A 17,537-nucleotide genomic window follows, 5' to 3' on the forward strand; every position below is an offset into this window, starting at 1 on the left:
GAAATCAAATTATTTGAAAATAGAATTTACTACATAATATTTATTCGTTTTTCAAATATCAATCGCGACGCGGAGATTCCATGCATGCATTCGACCTGAACCTGCTGCCGGTGGCACTGGCGATCTACGAGGAGAGCAGTGTCAGTGGTGCGGCGCGCAAGCTGGGCATGAGCCAGCCTGCCGTCAGCGTTGCGCTGAACAAGCTGCGCAAGGCGCTGGCCGACCCCCTGTTCGTGCGCACCGGGCGCGGCATGGAGCCCACGCCAAGAGCGCTGAGCCTGATTAATCCGACCAGGGATATCCTCCTGCGTTTGCAGACGGATGTGCTGGCCAGTGAACAGTTCAATCCCGCCAGCACCGACCGCAAGTTCACCCTCGCGCTGACGGATATCGGCGAGATGACATTTTTGCCGCGGCTGCTCGATCGATTGCGGCGCGATGCCCCGGGCGCTTCGATCTGCTCGGTATCGCTGTCGCCGCCGGAACTGGCGCTGGCGCTCGAACACGGCGAAGTCGACCTGGCCATCGGTTATTTTCCAGACCTGAAGAACCGTAATTTTTTCCAGCAGCGGCTATTTTCGCATTCCTTCATCTGCCTGATCAGTGCGGCGCATCCCTACCGCGGGCGCAAGCTCGGCATGGAGCAGTTCCTGGAGATGGGGCATGCGGTGATCAAGGCCGAAGGCCGCAGCCAGGAACTGTTCGAGCAATTCCTGCTACGCCAGCGCATCGAGCGCCGCGTGGTGCTGTCCACGCCGCACTTCATGTCGATCCCCTTCCTGATTGCCGCCAGCGACCTGGTGGCGACGGTCCCGCGTGCGGTGGGGGAGAGCTTTGCGCAGTTCGCCGCCATCCGGCTAGTGGAGCCGCCGCTGGAGATTCCACGTTTCGACCTGAAGCAGCACTGGCACCGCAAGTACGCCAAGGATGGCTCGAACGCCTGGCTGCGCTCGGTGGTGGCAGAACTGTTTGGCGGGGACTAGTCGCTGGCGGCCGGCCTGGATAGCGGAGCCCGGCTCTGCTCGTTGTTGTCGTGAACCAGCCGCGCGAGCAGTAGCATGAACTGCTGCTGCTCGCTGTCCGACAGCGGGGCCAGCAAACGCTGGCGCAGCCGCTGGGTGGCGGGGATCAAGGCGGCCAGCATGTGTTCTCCCTCGGCCGTGATGGCCAGCGCGCGCTGGCGCCGGTTGTGCGGAATCACCTTGCGTTCGAGCAGGCCCTTTTCTTCCAGCCGCGCGCAGACGGTGGCGCCGGTCGAGGTATCGATGGCGGCGATGCCGGCCAGCGACACCTGGTCGATGCCCGGGTGATCGGCCAGGCAGCGTAGCATGGCAAATTGCACGGGCGTCAGCTCGCCGCCGACTTCATCGTGGAAGATGGAAACCGAGATTTGCTGGGCGCGGCGCAGCAAATGGCCGGGATGTTCGTCGATCCGGGTCAGGTCGCTCTCGCGCACGGCTTGTGGTGTCGGTGTGGTCTTGGTCATCGGCTTGTGCATCGCAGCATTGAAAGTTTGAATCGGTAGTTTACTTCGTCTTCCAACACAGTATACTTGGCTCGACATTCAGTGTACTGAATATTTAAAAAATAGTAAGAAGGAGACCAGCATGTTCCCAAAAAATACGTGGTACGTTGCGTGCACGCCCGATGAAATTGCCGAGCGTCCGCTGGGCCGCCAGGTGTGCGGCGAAAAGATCGTGTTTTATCGCGGCCCTGAGGGCAAGGTTGCCGCGGTCGAGGATTTTTGCCCGCACCGTGGCGCGCCCCTGTCGCTGGGTTTTGTCCGCGACGGTAATCTGGTGTGCGGCTATCACGGCCTGGAGATGGGTTGCGACGGCAAGGTCGTCAGCATGCCTGGCCAGCGCGTGCGCGGCTTTCCGTGCATCGGCAGCTATGCGGTGGAAGAGCGCTACGGCTTCATTTGGGTCTGGCCCGGCGACCAGGAACTGGCCGATCCGGCCCTGATCCATCACCTGGAATGGGCCGACAATCCCGAGTGGGCCTACGGCGGCGGCCTGTTTCACATCAACTGCGATTACCGTTTGATGATAGACAACCTGATGGACCTGACGCACGAGACGTATGTGCATGCGTCGAGCATCGGCCAGAAGGAAATCGATGAATCGCCGGTCGCCACCAAGGTCGAGGGCGAAGAAGTCGTCACCAGCCGCTACATGGAAAACATCAGCGCGCCGCCATTCTGGCGCGCCGCCTTGCGCGGCAACGGCTTGGCCGACGATGTGCTGGTCGACCGCTGGCAGATCTGCCGCTTTTCGCCACCCAGCCACGTGATGATCGAGGTCGGCGTGGCCCACGCCGGCAACGGCGGCTATGACGCCGCGCCGCAGCACAAGGCGTCGAGCATCGTGGTCGATTTCATCACGCCCGAAACGGAAACCACGCACTGGTATTTCTGGGGCATGGCGCGCAACTTCAAGCCGGACGACGCGGCGCTGACGGCTACCATCCGCGAAGGCCAGGGCCAGATATTCAGCGAAGACCGTGCCATGCTCGAACTGCAGCAGCAAAATATATTGCGCCACCCGGAGCGCAAGCTGTTGATGCTCAATATCGATGCTGGCGGCGTGCAATCGCGCCGCATGCTCGACAAGTGGCTGGCCAGGGAGGTGGCGGCATGAACGGCGCACCAGTGCTTCAAGTACGCGTGACGGCCAAGGTGTGCGAGGCTGACGACATCTGCAGCTTCGAGCTGCTTCCCGTCGAAGGGGAGCTGCCGCCTTTCGAAGCGGGCGCGCACATCGACGTGCATGTGCGCGATGGCCTGGTGCGCCAGTATTCGTTGTGCAGCCGCCCACACGAGCGTCATTCTTATCAGATCGGCGTACTGCGCGAACCGGCTTCGCGCGGCGGTTCGATGGCGATGCATGACGAGATCGAAGTGGGCCACGTCGTCACCATCGGTGCGCCGAAGAACCATTTTCCGCTGCAGGCAGCCGCTCGCAGCCTGCTGTTCGCCGGCGGCATAGGCGTGACCCCCATCCTGGCGATGGCCGAAGCGCTGTCTGCCGCCGGCGCCGACTTCGAGATGCATTACAGCGCGCGCACGCCGGAACGCGCGGCATTTCGCGCGCGCATCGCCAAGTCGCCGTTCGCCGGGCGCGTGCATTTTCACTACGATAGCGGCGATGCCGCGCAAAAGCTCGATGCGCTGCGCTCGCTCGGTGCGCCGGAACCGGGTACCCACATCTATGTGTGCGGACCGGGAGGCTACATCGACCATGTGCTCGCCAGCGCAAGCGCGCTGGGCTGGCCGCCGGCGCAGGTGCACCGCGAGTACTTCAGCGCAGCGCCTGTGGACGCAGGCGGCGATGCGCCGTTCGACGTGAGACTGGCCAGCAGCGGCCAGGTGTTCAAGATACCGGTCGGACGCACAGTGGTCGAGGTGCTGGCCGAGAACGGCATCGACATTCCTGTGTCGTGCGAGCAGGGCGTCTGCGGCACCTGTTTGATGCGCGTGCTCGATGGCGTGCCCGAGCATCGCGACGTCTACCTGACGGACGAGGAACGCGCCGCCAACGACCAGTTCACCCCATGCTGTTCGCGCTCGAAAAGCGCATTGCTGTTGCTCGATCTGTAAGCGTTACACCCCCAAGCCTGCATGCAGGCTATTAAAAAAACCATAAAGGAGACAAGATGACCGCACCAATCAATTTGCACCGCCGCCACCTGGTATTAGGCACGGCTGCCGCTGCGCTGTCGACCGGCTTGCTGCCGTCGCTGGCCTTCGGCGCCGCGTCCGGACCCTTGAAGGTTGGCCTGATCGTGCCGATGTCCGGCCCGTTCGCCTCCACCGGCCGCCAGATCGAGGCGGCCGTGAAGCTGTACATCCAGCAGCACGGTGCAACGGTTGCCGGGCGCCAGATCGAAATTATCCTGAAGGATGACGGCGGCGTCGCACCGGATGTAACCAAGCGCCTGGCACAGGAACTGGTGGCGCGCGAGAAGGTAGAGGTGCTGGCCGGCTTCGGCCTGACGCCGCTGGCTTTTGCCGCCGCGCCCGTCGCCACGCAGGCCAAGGTGCCGATGATCGTGATGGCTGCCGCCACGTCAGTGATCCCGCAGCGCTCGCCATTCATCGTGCGTACCGGCTTCACGCTGGCCCAGGTAACGGCGCCGATGGCGCAGTGGGCGGCGAAGAACAAGATCAAGAGCGTGGTGACATTCGTCAGCGACTACGGCCCGGGACTGGATGCGGAGAAGGTCTTCGTCAAGGGCTTCACCGAAGGCGGCGGCAAGGTGATCGACAGCCTGCGCGCACCCTTGCGCAACCCGGACTATGCGCCGTTCCTGGCGCGCGTCAAGGATGCCAAGCCGGATGCGCTATTCGTCTTCGTGCCGTCGGGCGAGGGCGCCGCAGTGCTCAAGCAGTTCACCGAGCGGGGACTGGCTGCGGCCGGCATACGTTTGATCTGCACGGGAGATGTACTCGATGACGACCTGATGGCCAGCATCGGCCCGGCCGCCGCCGGCGTGGTCAGCAGCCACCATTACTCGGCGGCGCATCCGTCGGCCGAGAACAAGGCGTATGTCGAGGCATTCGGCAAAGCGAACCAGGGCATGCGGCCGAACTTCCATTCGGTCGGCGCCTACGATGGCATGCATTTGCTGTATCAGGCGCTCAAGCAGACCAATGGCGACAGCAACGGCGAGAAGCTGCTCGCGGCGATGAAGGGCATGGCGTGGACCAGCGTGCGCGGCCCCGTCAGTATCGACCCCGCTACGCGCGACATCGTGCAGACGGTGTATATCCGCAAGGCCGAAGCGAGCGGCGGTTCCTTCTATAACGTGGAGTTCGACCAGGTCGACAAGGTGCGCGATCCGGGCGCATAAGCTTGTTTGCGGCGGCGCCTGGCTGAGGCGCTGCCGCAGTTGCTTAGAGCGTCGCGATGAAGCTGCGTACCGCCTGGCCGAAGGCCTGCGGCTGTTCGATGTAGCTCAGGTGCGACGCGTCTTTCAACACTTCCAGCCGGGCGCCTGGTATGCCGTTCGCCAGCGCCTCCGACATCGCCACTGGCGTGCCCTGATCCAGTTCGCCGGCGATCACCAGCGTGGGCGCGGCGATGGCGCCCAGCCGCGCGGTGGTATCGACGTTGCCGACCGCATGGCAGCATCCGGCGTAGCCGACGGCATCGGTACTGACCACGCGCCGGCGAAAGCGCGCCACCGTGGCGGCATGGCCGGTGCGGAAATGCTCCGTGAAGTAACGCCCCATCACGGCATCGCCGATGGTCTCCACGCCTTGCGCCTGTACGGTGGCGATGCGTTGCTGCCACATCGCCCGCGCCGCGTCCGGATAGCCGGACGTGGTATTGGCCAGCACCAGTGCGCGTACCAGCGCCGGATGGCGCAGCGCCAGTTCCTGGCCGACCATGCCGCCCATCGACAGGCCTATCCATACCACCGGTCCGGTATCGAGTTCGCGCAGCAGGGCGGCGGCATCATCGCACAGCGAGGCCATGTCGTACATGCCTGGAGGCGCTTCCGAGCTGCCGTGGCCACGATGGTCATAAGCGATCACGCGGCAATCTTCGGCCAGCGTATTGGCCAGCGCGTCCCACATGCTCAAGTCGCAGCCCAGTGCATGGCTTAATACCACCGTGTGGCGCGGCGCCTTGCCGTTGCGGGGGGCGCGCACGCTGTAGTGCAGCGCGGGCCTGCCGCTGCTGCGGCCTTCGCGGCCGACGCCGGGGTGATGGGTGGCTGCCGGCGCCATCGGTTCGAGCGCGTAGCCGATCTGCGGGCCGATTTCGCGCAGGATGATCATGGCATGCGTAAATGCGGTGTTGGCCGCCGGTACGCCAGCGTAAATGGCCGACTGTATCAGCACTTCCTTCAGTTCGTCCGGCGTCAACCGGTTGGCCGGATCGCCCAGCAGTGCGGCGCGCACGTGCAGGTCGAATTCTTCCCAGCGGCCCAGCGCGATGGTAATCGACAGGACGATGGCGCGCCGGGTCTTTTGTTCCAGACCCGGCCGTCCCCAAATTTCCTGCCACGCAAAACGCGTGATCAGGTTTTGGAAGTCGGCGTTGAAGCTGTTGGCGTTGGATAGGGAGCGCTCCACCCAGGCGTCGCCCAGGATGCTGCGGCGGTTGTTCAGGCCACGCTCGAAGTCGTGGTCAATGGGGTCATGGCTCATGCTGTGCTCGCTGATGGATAGGTGTGGTAGATGGAGACCGCGTTCAATGCGGCAATATCGCCACGCAGGCTTTGCAACTGGCGCTGCGCCAAACGGTGTGCCGGCGCTGTTGCCGCGGCGGGATCGAACAGTGTCTTCAAGTGCTGCAGATCGACATGCCCGCGTAGCGCGGGATCGGCCTGCACCGCCTCGCTCAGCACGTCGGCCAGATGGCGCTGCGTGGACAGGGCGACGCCGCTCATCTTTTCCAGCAGTGCATGGGATTGCGGACGGCCGATGGCACCGGCCAGATAGGCAGCTGCGGCTTCGGCGAACACCAGTCCCTGCAGCGCATCGATATTGCGCAGCATGCGCGCGCTGTCGACGTGCAGGCCGGCGCAGGCATCGTTCAGCGCCTGCAGGGCGCCGTGCGCGCTGAGGAACAAGCCAGGCCACTCGGCCAGTTCGGCCTGCCAGTTTCCCAGGCCGCGCTCGTGCTCCTGGCCCATGCTGGCCAGCAGGGCGGCAGCGCGCTGCGGCGTGCGCGTGGCGGCGGCCAGTGCGATCATGGCCGATACCGGATTGCGCTTGTGCGGCATCGCGGACGAACCGCCGCGGCCATTACCCGATGGTTCCGCCAGTTCGCCGATCTCGCCTTGCGCCATCAGGCTCAGGTCGGTGGCGATCTTGCCCAAGCTACCGGTCAGCACCGCCACTTCCAGGCCGAGCCGCACCCATTCGTCGCGCTGGGTATGCCAGGCCGCATCGGCGACCTTCAGGCCCAGGAGGGCGGCCACGCGGAGGGCAACGGCAGGGCCTTGTTCGCCCATGACGGCCAGCGTGCCGACGGCGCCGCCCAGCTGCAGCTGCAGCGCGCGGGCAGCGCACTCGCGCAGGCGCACGCGCGCGCGTACCAGCGGAGCGAGCCAGCCGGTCAGCTTGAAACCGAAGCTGCTCACCTGGGCCGGCTGCATCAGCGTGCGCGCCAGCACCGGCGTGGCAAGGTGTTGTTGCGCCAGTTGCAGCAGCCGGTCGCCGAGCTCGCGCAGGCCGTCGTCCAGCAACTGCAGGGCGTCGCGCGTGGCCAGCACCATCGCGGTGTCGAGCACGTCCTGGCTGGTGCTGCCCCAATGGACCTTGGTGGCAGCCTCGGCGTCGTACAGCGCCACGGTCTTGGTCAGTTCCTTCACTAATGGTATCGCCAGGCTGCCGGCGCGGCGCCCGGCAGTGATGATGGCGGGGATGTCATACAGCTGCGCATTGCAGACGGAGGCGATGGCGTGCGCCGCGGCAGGCGGCAGCAGGCCCTCGTCGGCCTGTGCCTGCGACAGGGCCTGTTCGAAACTGAACATGGCTTGCACGATCGCCGTGTCGTCGAACACGGCGATCATGTCGCTGGTGGTCAGGAAGCTATCGAAGATGGATACACTCACTGCGGCTCCTGTTCAGATTTATACATAGTCGAAAAACACCGTTTCCTGCTCGCCCTGCATATGGATATCCCAGCGGTACTGGCCTTCGGCTGTCCGGGCGGCGAGCAGGGTGGCGCGGCGCGCGGCCGGCACTTGTTCGAGTATCGCCGATTGCTCCAGTCCAGCGTCGTTTTCCAGGAAGATGGCGGTGAATTGGTGTTTGACCAGGCCGCGCGCGAATACCGTCACGTAGGCCACGGGTTCCCCTGGTGCCTGTGGGCAGACCGACAGGCGCAGGCTGAATTGCCCCGCGTCGTCGCTGGGTATGCGGCGAAAGCCCGGGATGGACAGGGTGGATTCGGCAGCGGCGGCGGCCGGCTGCCAGGCTTCAATCTGCGCGTCGTTGATCGGGGTGCCATCGCCGTCGTAGATGATGCCGCTGACGATGATGGTCGGCGCGCTGGTTTGCAAACGGTCTGCGGCGCTCAGTTCGACCGCCCATTTCCAGGCTTCGTGGGAAAACGGGCCGATGGTTTGCGATGTCGTGATTTTGCTCATGCGTGTACTCTCCTTAGATGTCCAGCGGCGTGGCGTCGCGGCCGCGCAGGACGATGTCGAATTCATAGCCCAGCATCTGGTCGCTGACGGTGTGTTCAAGGCTGTAGCGGGAGATCAGGCGCTGGCGCGCGGCCAGGTCCGGAATGCTCTGGAAGATCGGGTCGTAGTCGAACAGAGGGTCGTTGGGGAAGTACATCTGCGTCACCAGGCGCTGCGCATACACATTGCCGAACAGGGAAAAATGGATGTGGGCCGGACGCCAGGCCTTGTCGTGATTGCCCCAGGGGTAAGGGCCGGGCTTGATGGTGACGAAACGGTAACGGCCTTCATCATCGGTCATCATCTTGCCCCAGCCGTGGAAGTTCGGATCGAGCGGTGCGTTGTGCTGGTCGCGCTTGTGGCGGTAGCGGCCGGCAGAGTTGCACTGCCAGACTTCCAGCAGCGAGTTGCGCACGGGCTTGCCGTCTTCGTCCAGCACGCGGCCGGTGACAACGATTTTCTCGCCCAGCGGCTCGGCGTCGCCCTGTGCCGTCAAGTCCATATCGTTGGGCAGGAGGATGGTCGGCGAGGGCGCGATGTTCTGCGTTACTGGCAAGCCTGCGGCGAGGCGCAGCGGCGGCTGAACGGGGCCGCGCTTGGCGGTCGATTTATAGGGGGGGTAGATCAGTTCCGGATAAACACCGGGCGCGATGGCGTCGAATTTCAAAGCAGGTCTCCTTGTATGTAATGCTGCAGGGTGAGGGTGATGGTAAGCAAGCTGTCACCTCATCGCAAGGTGTTCAAGACGTGCTATATTCGCTATACGCACAATTTGTGCGAATACCGCCCCAATCGGCACTTTCTTCATCATGGATACTGAAATCGCCCCACCAGCCAGTCGCGACTTGATCGCCGGACTGGAAAAAGGCCTGCAAGTGATCGTCGCCTTCGACCAGGAACGCAGCCGTTTGAACATCGCGGAGGTGGCCGAACGCACCGGCCTGACGCGCGCGGCGGCGCGGCGCTACCTGATCACGCTGACGCACCTCGGTTATATGCGGCACGAGAACAAACTGTTTTCATTGACGCCGATGGTGCTGCGGCTGGGGCAGTCTTATCTGCATTCGGCGCGCTTGCCGCGCATGGTGCAGCCGCTGCTGTACCGTCTTGCGTATTCCCTCGGGGAGGCCGCGTCGGCCGGCGTGCTCGATCACGACCAACTGGTGTGCGTGGCCGCCGTTAGTGCCGGGCAACTGGTGTCGGCCACGCTGCAGCCGGGCACGCGGGTGCCTGCTTATTGCACCGCCAACGGCCGCATGCTGCTGGCCAGCCTGCCGCAGGAGCAGATCGAGGCCTTTTTGGCGCGTGCCCAACCGGAGCAGATCACGGAGCACACCATCGTCAACAAGGAGCGCCTGGCGCTGGAGATCGCGCGCGCCCGTGCCCGGGGCTATGCGCTGGTGGACCAGGAGCTGGAGCTTGGCTTGCGCACCATCGCAGTCCCGCTGCGTAACTTCCGCGGCGAGGTGGTGGCGGCGATGAATATCAGTGTGCACGCCGGCCGCATGCCGATCGAACAGATGGTAGAGCGCTACCTGCCGGCGCTGATCAAGATCCAGGTTGAACTGAACGCCTTGCTTTAAGTAACCCCCCCCAATAAATTCTTGTTATTTCTAGCTTCCATAAGCGGCGCGCTGCATCCGCTTCTGTTCGCTATAAATTTACAATCATTTCCCGAGGATTACTTAGCCTTCTTCCATCTTGGCCGGATGGCGGCGGAACTCCTTGGGCGTGATGCCCATGCGTCTCTTGAACAGGCGGCTGAAATAGGCCGGGTCCTGGAAGCCCAGCTCATAGGCGATGCTGGCGATGCTGGCCGGGACATAGGTCAGCTTGCGGCAGGCTTCGAGTATCAGCCGGTCTTGCGTAATATCGAAGGCAGACTTGCCCGACAGCTTGAGGCAGAGGCGGTTCAGCCGCGTCGGCGTGGCGCGCAGCGCATCGGCGTACTGGCCGACTTGCCACTGCTGCTTGAAATGCCGCTCCACCTCGGCGCGGAAGCGGCTGAAAAGTTCGAAGTCGCTGCGCCCCGACTGGTCTGCCAGCCGATGCTCGGCGTGGACGCGCACCAGCAGCAGCAGGGCGCTGCGCGCCAGCCATTCCAGCATGAGCGTATGGCCGTACTGGGGCCAGGCCGCCTCTACGATCAGGTTTTGCAGCAGCGATTCCAGGCGGCCACGTATTTCGGGCACACCGGCCAAGTCGATCGCCAGCGGTTCGATGAACAGCGAAGAGTACAGGTCGACATGATTTTCCGCCACGGTGAAGACCACGTTCTGGTCCACCGTCAGCACGTAGCCTTGTGCTTCCTGAGAAAAGTCGAAGCCATGCGCCACCGAGGAGTGGATGGTGATGGCGACTGGCCCACTGCGCTGCCACAACGCATCGTTGATGCTTGCGTTGACTTGGCCGCCGAATAAAAAAAGTACCTGAAATAGGCCTGGGTGCGTATGCCTGGCGATATGCCAGTCGTACAGCCGGCTACGCGTTTCGATCAGCTCGATATGCACGAATTCCGCATTTCCCACCCTTGATTGCTCGCCATACAGGGCGAATTGGGGAACTTCCGGCGTGGATGTCAAAGTCTGATTGGCCATGGTTGGGTGGTGGTTGCAAAGTCTGGCATGTATAAATAGTACAGGTTTTAAACCATTTCATCCATGTTTTTTGCGGCGCATCGCCGCTACGATGCAGGCATACCTACACCATATCGGAGACATGCCATGCGTACCCAAATCGCGATCATCGGCGCCGGCCCAGCCGGCTTGCTATTATCCCACCTGCTGCATCTGGAGGGCATCGAATCTGTCGTGCTCGAGTCGCGTTCGCGCGCCGATATCGAGTCGACCATTCGTGCCGGCGTGCTGGAGCAAGGCACGATGGATATCCTGACGCAGGCAGGTGTCGGCGAACGGATGCGCAGCGAAGGGGCGCTGCATCAGGGCATCGAGCTGGCCTTTGGCGGTGCGCGCCACCGCATCGACCTGAGCGAACTGACGGGCAAGGCCATCACTGTCTATCCCCAGCATGAAGTGATCAAGGACCTGGTGGCGGCGCGGCTGGCGGCGCAAGGCTGCCTGCTTTTCGAAGTGGCCGACGTGGCGCTGCATGACACGCAGACGCAGCGCCCCCGCGTGACGTTCCGCCACGGTGGTGCAGCGTGTAAGCTGGAAGCCGATTTCATCATTGGCTGCGATGGTTATCATGGTGTGGCGCGGCCGGCCATGCCAGCCCAGGAATTACGCAAGAACTACCAGCGCATCTATCCGTTCGGCTGGTTCGGCATTCTGGTGGAGTCGGCGCCATCGTCCGACGAACTAATCTACGCGCAACACGAACGGGGCTTTGCCTTGGTCAGCACGCGTTCGCCCACGGTACAGCGCCTGTACTTCCAGTGCGACCCCAGCGACCATGTGGACAATTGGTCCGATGATCGCATCTGGGCGGAACTACATGCGAGGCTGGAAAACCACAATGGCTGGAAGCTGGGTGAGGGCCGCATCTTCCAGAAAAATATCATCGGCATGCGCAGTTTCGTCTCGACGCCAATGCAGGCCGGGCGTTTGTTCCTGGCGGGCGACGCCGCGCACATCGTGCCGCCGACTGGCGCCAAGGGCTTGAATCTGGCCGTGTCCGACGTCCAACTGCTGGCGCGCGGACTAGAACAGTTTTATCGCCAGGGCAGTGAAGAACGCCTGAATGGCTATAGTGACAAAGCCTTGAAGCGTATCTGGCGCGCGGAATACTTTTCGTGGACGATGACACGCCTGCTGCATACCTTCTCCGACGCTACGCCATTTGAACGCGAGATGCAGCGCGCCGAGCTGGAAAATATCGTCAGCTCGCGCGCCATGGCAACCGCGCTGGCGGAAAACTACGTTGGTGCATTTTGATGTGTCAGGTGGCAGCGGGTTGGTTTTTTAACGAAAGCGGATCTTTGCGGGTTCTTTGTGCGGCTTGGTCACCGTCGCCTTCGGTGCTGTTTTCGGCGAAGTGCCGCGCCTAGCCTCAGCCGTCCAGTTGGCAAAGGTTTCATTTTAAAGGGGGCGTACCGCTTAGCATGTCGTGTAATTTTGGATCTCCGCCACGACAGGATGTCCGCCGAATACGGATGAATTACATCGAAGTTGGCCGCAAGGCCTTTGTGGTCTACTTTGTACTGGCGGATATCGAGCTCATGCACATGATTGGCAAGGGGCAGCGCATGATCACTGGCGCAGATACGGCGTCATTCGCTGAGCAATTTTATGCGAGGGCAGGAAAGCTTCGCCCTCTGATCAAGAGCGCGACAAAACATCGAGAACGACGCAATTGCGCCCCGCATCCTTGGCGCGGTAAAGCGCGGCATCGGCCAACCGCATCAGTGCGTCCGGATCGGCGACACCCAATGCCGACTGGATCGCGATGCCAATGCTGATCGTCACCTGTCCCGCATCCGCACTCGCGTGGGCGATGTTCAGATCTTCGATCGCGCACCGCAGTGCTTCGCCGATGTGGTGCGCCTCGTCTGCGCCGGTGTTCGGTAGCACGATCGAAAACTCTTCGCCGCCGTAGCGCGCCGTGAGGTCGCTTGCGCGCCGCATGCCGGCGACCAACGCATGGGCGACACTGATCAGGCATGCGTCACCGGCCTGGTGGCCGTAGCGGTCGTTGAATCTCTTGAAGTAGTCGACATCGAGCATGATGACAGCAAACGGCTGGCCGATGCGGGTCGCACGCGCGCATTCGGTGCGCAGTACGTTGTCGAAATGGCGCCGGTTCGCCAGGCCGGTCAGGCCGTCAGTGATGGATAAGGTCGCCAGTTTGCGGTTGGCGTCCTCCAGCTGTTCAGTGCGCTCAGCGACGCGCTGTTCGAGGCTGTCATGTAGCCTGGCGCTGGAGATCGAGATCATTGCCTGTGCACCGAGCATGCGCAGGAACGCGACGCGCTCCTCCGTGAACGAGGCTTCGGCCAGCCGGTTCTCGAAGTACAGGATGCCGTCGATTTGGCCGCCGTGCCGGATCGGCAGGCACATGACCGCACGCGGCTGCTGCTGTACGTACGGGTCGTCGGCAAAGCGCGAGACGCCCGTGATGCTGTCTTCGATCACCTCGGTGCCGGTGCGGATGACGTAGCGAAGAAGAGACAGCGGGAATTGCGGGTCGCTGGCGGCGTTGAGGTCGAGCTGGCGCGATTGCAGCACGGTAATGACATCGCCGTCGATGTCGCCCTCTAGCTGGTAAATTCCATCGGACAGTAGCAGCAGACGCGCTACCTGCGCGCCAGCGTTTTCGCAAACGATGGAAATCAGGCGCGTCAACACGTTGCGCAGGCCGACTTCGTTCGACAGGATCTGTGCCGCTTTCAGAAGCGAAACCATGTCGAGCGCGGAACTGCTGTGCGCATGGGAGCCAAAATGCGACTGCGTAGTGCGTCCGTCCACCCTTGACAGCAGCGTACCGTGGCGCGCTCGCAACTGCGCCACTTTCCCCTGCGCGCCCCACTGGCCGTAACCGGCGATGGCGTCTTTAATGAATACTGCGGCGACGCGCGCTTGCCCCTGGTCGTACCAGCATTCGCCGCACAGTTCATTGCCTAGCGCTTGCATGTTGACGTAGCCTGCCAGGCTGGCGGCGTCGACCGCCTGCTGGTAGAAGCGTGTGGCCAGTTGCAGGTCGTTCCGGTAGCGTGCCATCTCGGCCGTCACCAGCAGATGTTTGGCGCCGCTATTGTCCGATCCCTGCCTGGCCCAGTCGGCGAGACTCGCCTGCAGCGCTTCGATGACTGTCAGCAAATCACCTGCATCGAGGCGCGCAGGGTCGCGCCGCAACGCGCGCATCCATATCAGCGCGGCGTAGAAGCTGGACTCAACCACCTTGGCTTGGCCGCGCATGATTCGGGCCACGATGTGGAGCTGACCGGCCAGCATTTCGGCGTCGTCACCGTCGAACATGTAGGCGTTGCGGATTTTCCCTTGCAAGTAGTAGGCGCGGTACAGTTGCGAATCACCATATTGATCGAGGAAATGCGCCTCGCTGAACGTCGCATCATCGTAGCTGTCGTTACGTGGGGGGAGGCCCATCAGGCATTTGATCGGCTGGATCGCGGCGGCGACACAGCAATCGGCCATCGCCAGTTGGCCGTTGGCGCGCATCAGCGCCAGGTCGTGCTCGATGTCGTGCATCAGGTGCGGCAAGTAGTCGCCGAGGATAATGCGCTCGGTCGCGCGCACGGCGGCCACCACACCGACTTGAACGAAATCAGCGAGTTCCAGTGCCCAGGCAAATGCTTCTTCGTACAGCGCGTCGGAGCTGCGTAGTGGCTGCGTCCAGTGGTTGGTCAGCGCGGCGAACATCAGGCCGGCGAGTGTACGCGTCTGCAGATTGGCACGGCGCCTGGCCAGCGCCATCGCCATCGCGCCAAAGTCGTAGCCGCGCGAGGCGTCGCCGTGCAGCGTAAGCATCAGCGCGTAGCCGACATAGGCGACAGCGCTGAAATCGCTGTTCCCCCGCTGCAAGGACAGTCGCGTCATCGACACCATCATCAGCGCGCTTAGATCCGCCTGGCCGGCGTAGTAGCTGGCCATCCATAGGCCCTGCATCATCTGCATCGAGGCCACCGCGCCTGGATCGCACATTTCGTCGGCAGCCATCAATGTGTCGGGCGCGCGTGCTCCAAGCAGCAGCCCGATGTCGGAGAAAATGTCGCCGAAGAGCGCCTTCATGTGCGCTACATCGCGTGGAATGTCGACGTTTAATTGCGCCAGACCTTCGCGCTGCACGGCAATGGCTTCGAGAAGGCGGCCCTGTAATTGATACTGGTGCGCCTGGATGACGATGCAACGCACCTGTCGCAGCGGCGTTAGGGTACGAGCGCGAACCTGTGGATATATCTCATCGGCAGTATCGAACTGGCCACACAGGTAGGCCGCTTCAGCCGCGCCGAGCTGCAGGTCGAGCCAGAGGTCGGCGTGGATGCGCCATGCTTCCACTGGCAGCAGGTCGAGACCAGTTTGCATGTGCTCCAGCGTCTTCTGGAACGCGGCAGAACGTCGTGCCTTGCCGCCGGCCTGCAGGTTCAGCGCCGCCAGATGCACGCGCTCGCCTGCGTCCTCGATCAGCGCACGGCCGGCGTTGAGCTGCTCAACGATTTCAAACAGCTTCTCGTCCTGACGCGCCTGCGTCGTGTGCTGCAGTAGCAACCGACCGATGAGAAGATGGTTGGCCGCTCGCTTACCTGCATCGGCGATCAGATAGGCTGCCTGCTGTACCCGGTCGTGTAAAAATTGGTAACTGACGCCAGTATTGACAGCATCGGCGACGCCATTGACGTATTTATAGCGTTCGTCGAGCGGCTGGATCAGTCCCGCATTGAGCGCCGGCCATAGGTCTTGCTGCGTGTGCCAGGGCACGCGTTCAACTGCCAGCGTGAGCGTGTCGAGCGTGAAGCGGTTGCCGCTTGATGCTGCAAGTTGCAGCAGATGCTGCGTCGCTATGGGCAGGCGGCGGATTTTCTCAAGCAGCACCTCGACCACGTTGTCAGTGTACTTGGCTTGTTCTATCGCTGGTAGGTCCCAGTCCCAGCAATCGTCGGCTGCCCGGTAGTGCAGATGGCCGCTATCATTGAGCAAATCCAGGAACTGGTTGAGGAAAAATGGATTGCCAGCGGTCTTGCGGTAGCAGATGCGGGTCAGTGGAGTGCAGTCGGTGGCCGCCTTGCGCACAGTGGCCGATACCATTTGCGCAACCTGCGGCTCGGTCAGTGCGCTTAGCTCCAGCGTTGACAGGCGCACGCCGCGAGCGAGCAGCTTGTCGCGCAGCCCGATGAGTGGATGCTCGGCACTGACTTCGTTGTCGCGGTACGCGCCGATGAACAGCATGCGGCAATTGTCGCAGGAGAGCATAAGCAGCTCGATCATGCGCAGTGTGGCGGCATCTGCCCATTGCAGGTCGTCGAGGAACAGCACCAGCGGATGCCCGGCGGAGGCGAATACTTTGACGAAACGGGGGAACAGGCGATCTAAGCGGAGCTGGGCCTGTGCCGGCGTCGCGGCCGGTACCGCTTCGGTGGGGCCGACGATTAACGCCAGTGGGGGAATCAGTTCGACTATCACGCCTATGCTGCTGCCCAAGGCATCGTGCAGTTTGCCGGCCCACTGCCGCAGTGTTTCTTCGGGCTGGCCGAGTAACTGGCGCACCAGCCCTTCGAAGGCCTGGATCAGCGATGCATAGGGTACGTCGCGTTGGAGCTGGTCAAATTTACCAGACAAAAAACAGCCGCGCCTGGCGATGATCGGCTTCTGCACTTCGTTTACTACCGCTGACTTGCCGATACCTGAATGGCCGGCCACCAACAGCATCTCGCACCCGCCCGCCGCGCTGCGTTCAAACGCCGCCAGCAGTACAGCGATCGCATCCTCGCGGCCGTGCAGCGTTTGTGGTATCAGGAAGCGGTCGTTGTGGTCGGACAGCCTTGGTGCATGCGCCGGCTGTGGCGCGCGGCATGCTTCGAGGTCGCTGCGCAAGCCTTGCAAGCTTTGGTAGCGTTGATCAGCATTTTTTTCCAGCAGCCGCTGCAGGATCGGCAGCAGCTGGCCAGGCAGGCTTGTGAGCGCCGGGTGCGACCAGTCCGGAATGCGCGCAATGTGGCAATGCACGAGTTCCATCTCGTCGCTCGCCTCGAACGGCGTATGGCCGACCAATAATTCGTACAAGGTGGCTCCGAGTGCGTAGAAATCGGCGCGGTAATCGACTCGCCGATTCATTCGCCCGGTCTGCTCCGGTGCCATGTAGCGTAGCGTGCCTTCCAGTGTATGGAGATTGACGATGCCATGGCTTTCGTATGGTAGTTCGCAGGCAATGCCGAAATCGATCAGCTGCAGCAGACGCCGATCGCCATTCCACACCAGATTGGATGGATTGATGTCCTTATGGATCACGCCCTGCCGGTGGACCTCCTCCAGCGCTGCGCACAGTTGCAGCGCGATGTCGAAGAAATCGTCGAGCGCCAACGCAGGCTGCGATGGCGTTTGGCGCGCTGCCACCCGCGCGCGTAGAATCTTGTCGAGCGCATGGCCACCGGTGTCTTCCTGGATCATCGTCCAGCGCCCACCATGCAGTTGCAGCGTAAGCGGCTGCGCCACGCCTGGATGCAGGCAGCGGCGCGCAATCGCATACTCACGCTTGAACTGAGCCAGTTGCTGAAAAGAAGGGAACTGCTGATTAGGCACCTTGACGATCAGCGCGGTACCATCGGCGGCGCTGGCGCGGTGGACTAGCGAGCGGGAACCGCTGTGCAGCTGTTCGATGATCTCGTAGTCGAAAAAAGAGCTCATGGGCTGGGCTTGCGGTGCACAGATGGTTGCGGGAGCCTAGGGGAGCAAAATTCGCAGTATTTCCCGATTACAAGAATT

The 17,537-nt window shown here is 62.6% G+C and carries 13 protein-coding genes; 6 read left to right on the top strand and 7 right to left on the bottom strand.

The window, feature by feature from the left end:
- The first annotated feature begins 80 nt into the window (after positions 1-80).
- Positions 81-983 carry a LysR family transcriptional regulator gene (locus ACQ4W6_RS03145; RefSeq protein ID WP_436565724.1) on the top strand — a complete coding sequence of 301 codons (903 nt, stop codon included), beginning with the start codon at positions 81-83 and terminating at the stop codon, positions 981-983.
- Here ACQ4W6_RS03145 and ACQ4W6_RS03150 read toward each other — a convergent pair.
- Entirely contained in the window at positions 980-1,486 is a 507-nt protein-coding gene (locus tag ACQ4W6_RS03150) for a MarR family winged helix-turn-helix transcriptional regulator (RefSeq protein WP_436565725.1), read from the bottom strand. The genes ACQ4W6_RS03145 and ACQ4W6_RS03150 overlap by 4 nt on opposite strands.
- Positions 1,487-1,607: 121 nt before the next feature.
- Here ACQ4W6_RS03150 and ACQ4W6_RS03155 point away from each other — a divergent pair, with 121 nt between their 5' ends.
- The 3 genes from ACQ4W6_RS03155 to ACQ4W6_RS03165 are packed head-to-tail and all read left to right on the top strand — an operon-like array spanning position 1,608 to position 4,851.
- On the top strand, positions 1,608-2,639 hold the full coding sequence (locus tag ACQ4W6_RS03155; RefSeq protein ID WP_436565726.1) for an aromatic ring-hydroxylating dioxygenase subunit alpha: 1,032 nt from the start codon (positions 1,608-1,610) through the stop codon (positions 2,637-2,639).
- The gene (locus ACQ4W6_RS03160; RefSeq protein WP_436565727.1) at positions 2,636-3,598 is read left to right on the top strand and encodes a PDR/VanB family oxidoreductase; all 963 of its coding nucleotides are present in this window, start codon (positions 2,636-2,638) and stop codon (positions 3,596-3,598) included. The genes ACQ4W6_RS03155 and ACQ4W6_RS03160 overlap by 4 nt, the downstream gene beginning before the upstream one ends.
- Before the next feature lie 56 nt (positions 3,599-3,654).
- Positions 3,655-4,851: an ABC transporter substrate-binding protein gene (locus ACQ4W6_RS03165; protein WP_436565728.1), complete on the top strand. Its 1,197-nt coding sequence runs from the start codon at positions 3,655-3,657 to the stop codon at positions 4,849-4,851.
- A gap of 43 nt (positions 4,852-4,894) precedes the next feature.
- Here ACQ4W6_RS03165 and pcaCD read toward each other — a convergent pair whose 3' ends face one another.
- From pcaCD to pcaH, 4 genes are read right to left on the bottom strand one after another with little or no spacing between them, the layout of a single operon-like run.
- Complete coding sequence (gene pcaCD / locus ACQ4W6_RS03170) at positions 4,895-6,157, bottom strand: bifunctional 4-carboxymuconolactone decarboxylase/3-oxoadipate enol-lactonase PcaCD (protein WP_436565729.1); 1,263 nt, start codon at positions 6,155-6,157, stop codon at positions 4,895-4,897.
- Positions 6,154-7,569, bottom strand: a complete 1,416-nt coding sequence (pcaB, locus tag ACQ4W6_RS03175) for a 3-carboxy-cis,cis-muconate cycloisomerase (protein WP_436565730.1) — start codon at positions 7,567-7,569, stop codon at positions 6,154-6,156. The genes pcaCD and pcaB overlap by 4 nt, the downstream gene beginning before the upstream one ends.
- A gap of 18 nt (positions 7,570-7,587) precedes the next feature.
- Positions 7,588-8,106, bottom strand: a complete 519-nt coding sequence (locus tag ACQ4W6_RS03180) for a peptidase associated/transthyretin-like domain-containing protein (RefSeq protein ID WP_436565731.1) — start codon at positions 8,104-8,106, stop codon at positions 7,588-7,590.
- Between the two features lie 13 nt (positions 8,107-8,119).
- Positions 8,120-8,812 (bottom strand): protocatechuate 3,4-dioxygenase subunit beta, encoded by a 693-nt coding sequence (gene pcaH, locus ACQ4W6_RS03185; protein WP_436565732.1) that lies wholly within the window; start codon positions 8,810-8,812, stop codon positions 8,120-8,122.
- A 142-nt stretch (positions 8,813-8,954) separates the two neighbouring features.
- Between pcaH and ACQ4W6_RS03190 the strand changes: the two genes are divergently transcribed.
- Positions 8,955-9,728: an IclR family transcriptional regulator domain-containing protein gene (locus ACQ4W6_RS03190; RefSeq protein WP_436565733.1), complete on the top strand. Its 774-nt coding sequence runs from the start codon at positions 8,955-8,957 to the stop codon at positions 9,726-9,728.
- 102 nt (positions 9,729-9,830) lie between these two features.
- Here ACQ4W6_RS03190 and ACQ4W6_RS03195 read toward each other — a convergent pair whose 3' ends face one another.
- A complete protein-coding gene (locus tag ACQ4W6_RS03195) occupies positions 9,831-10,742 on the bottom strand; it encodes a helix-turn-helix domain-containing protein (protein ID WP_436565734.1) in 912 nt (303 codons plus the stop codon).
- Positions 10,743-10,868: 126 nt separating this feature from the next.
- Here ACQ4W6_RS03195 and ACQ4W6_RS03200 point away from each other — a divergent pair, with 126 nt between their 5' ends.
- Positions 10,869-12,038 (top strand): 4-hydroxybenzoate 3-monooxygenase, encoded by a 1,170-nt coding sequence (locus tag ACQ4W6_RS03200; RefSeq protein ID WP_436565735.1) that lies wholly within the window; start codon positions 10,869-10,871, stop codon positions 12,036-12,038.
- A gap of 384 nt (positions 12,039-12,422) precedes the next feature.
- Here ACQ4W6_RS03200 and ACQ4W6_RS03205 read toward each other — a convergent pair whose 3' ends face one another.
- Positions 12,423-17,459, bottom strand: coding sequence for a diguanylate cyclase domain-containing protein (locus ACQ4W6_RS03205; RefSeq protein ID WP_436565736.1), 5,037 nt, complete (start codon positions 17,457-17,459; stop codon positions 12,423-12,425).
- Between the last annotated feature and the right edge of the window lie 78 nt (positions 17,460-17,537).

This window comes from Janthinobacterium woesei (assembly GCF_051380875.1).
GTDB lineage: Bacteria > Pseudomonadota > Gammaproteobacteria > Burkholderiales > Burkholderiaceae_D > Janthinobacterium.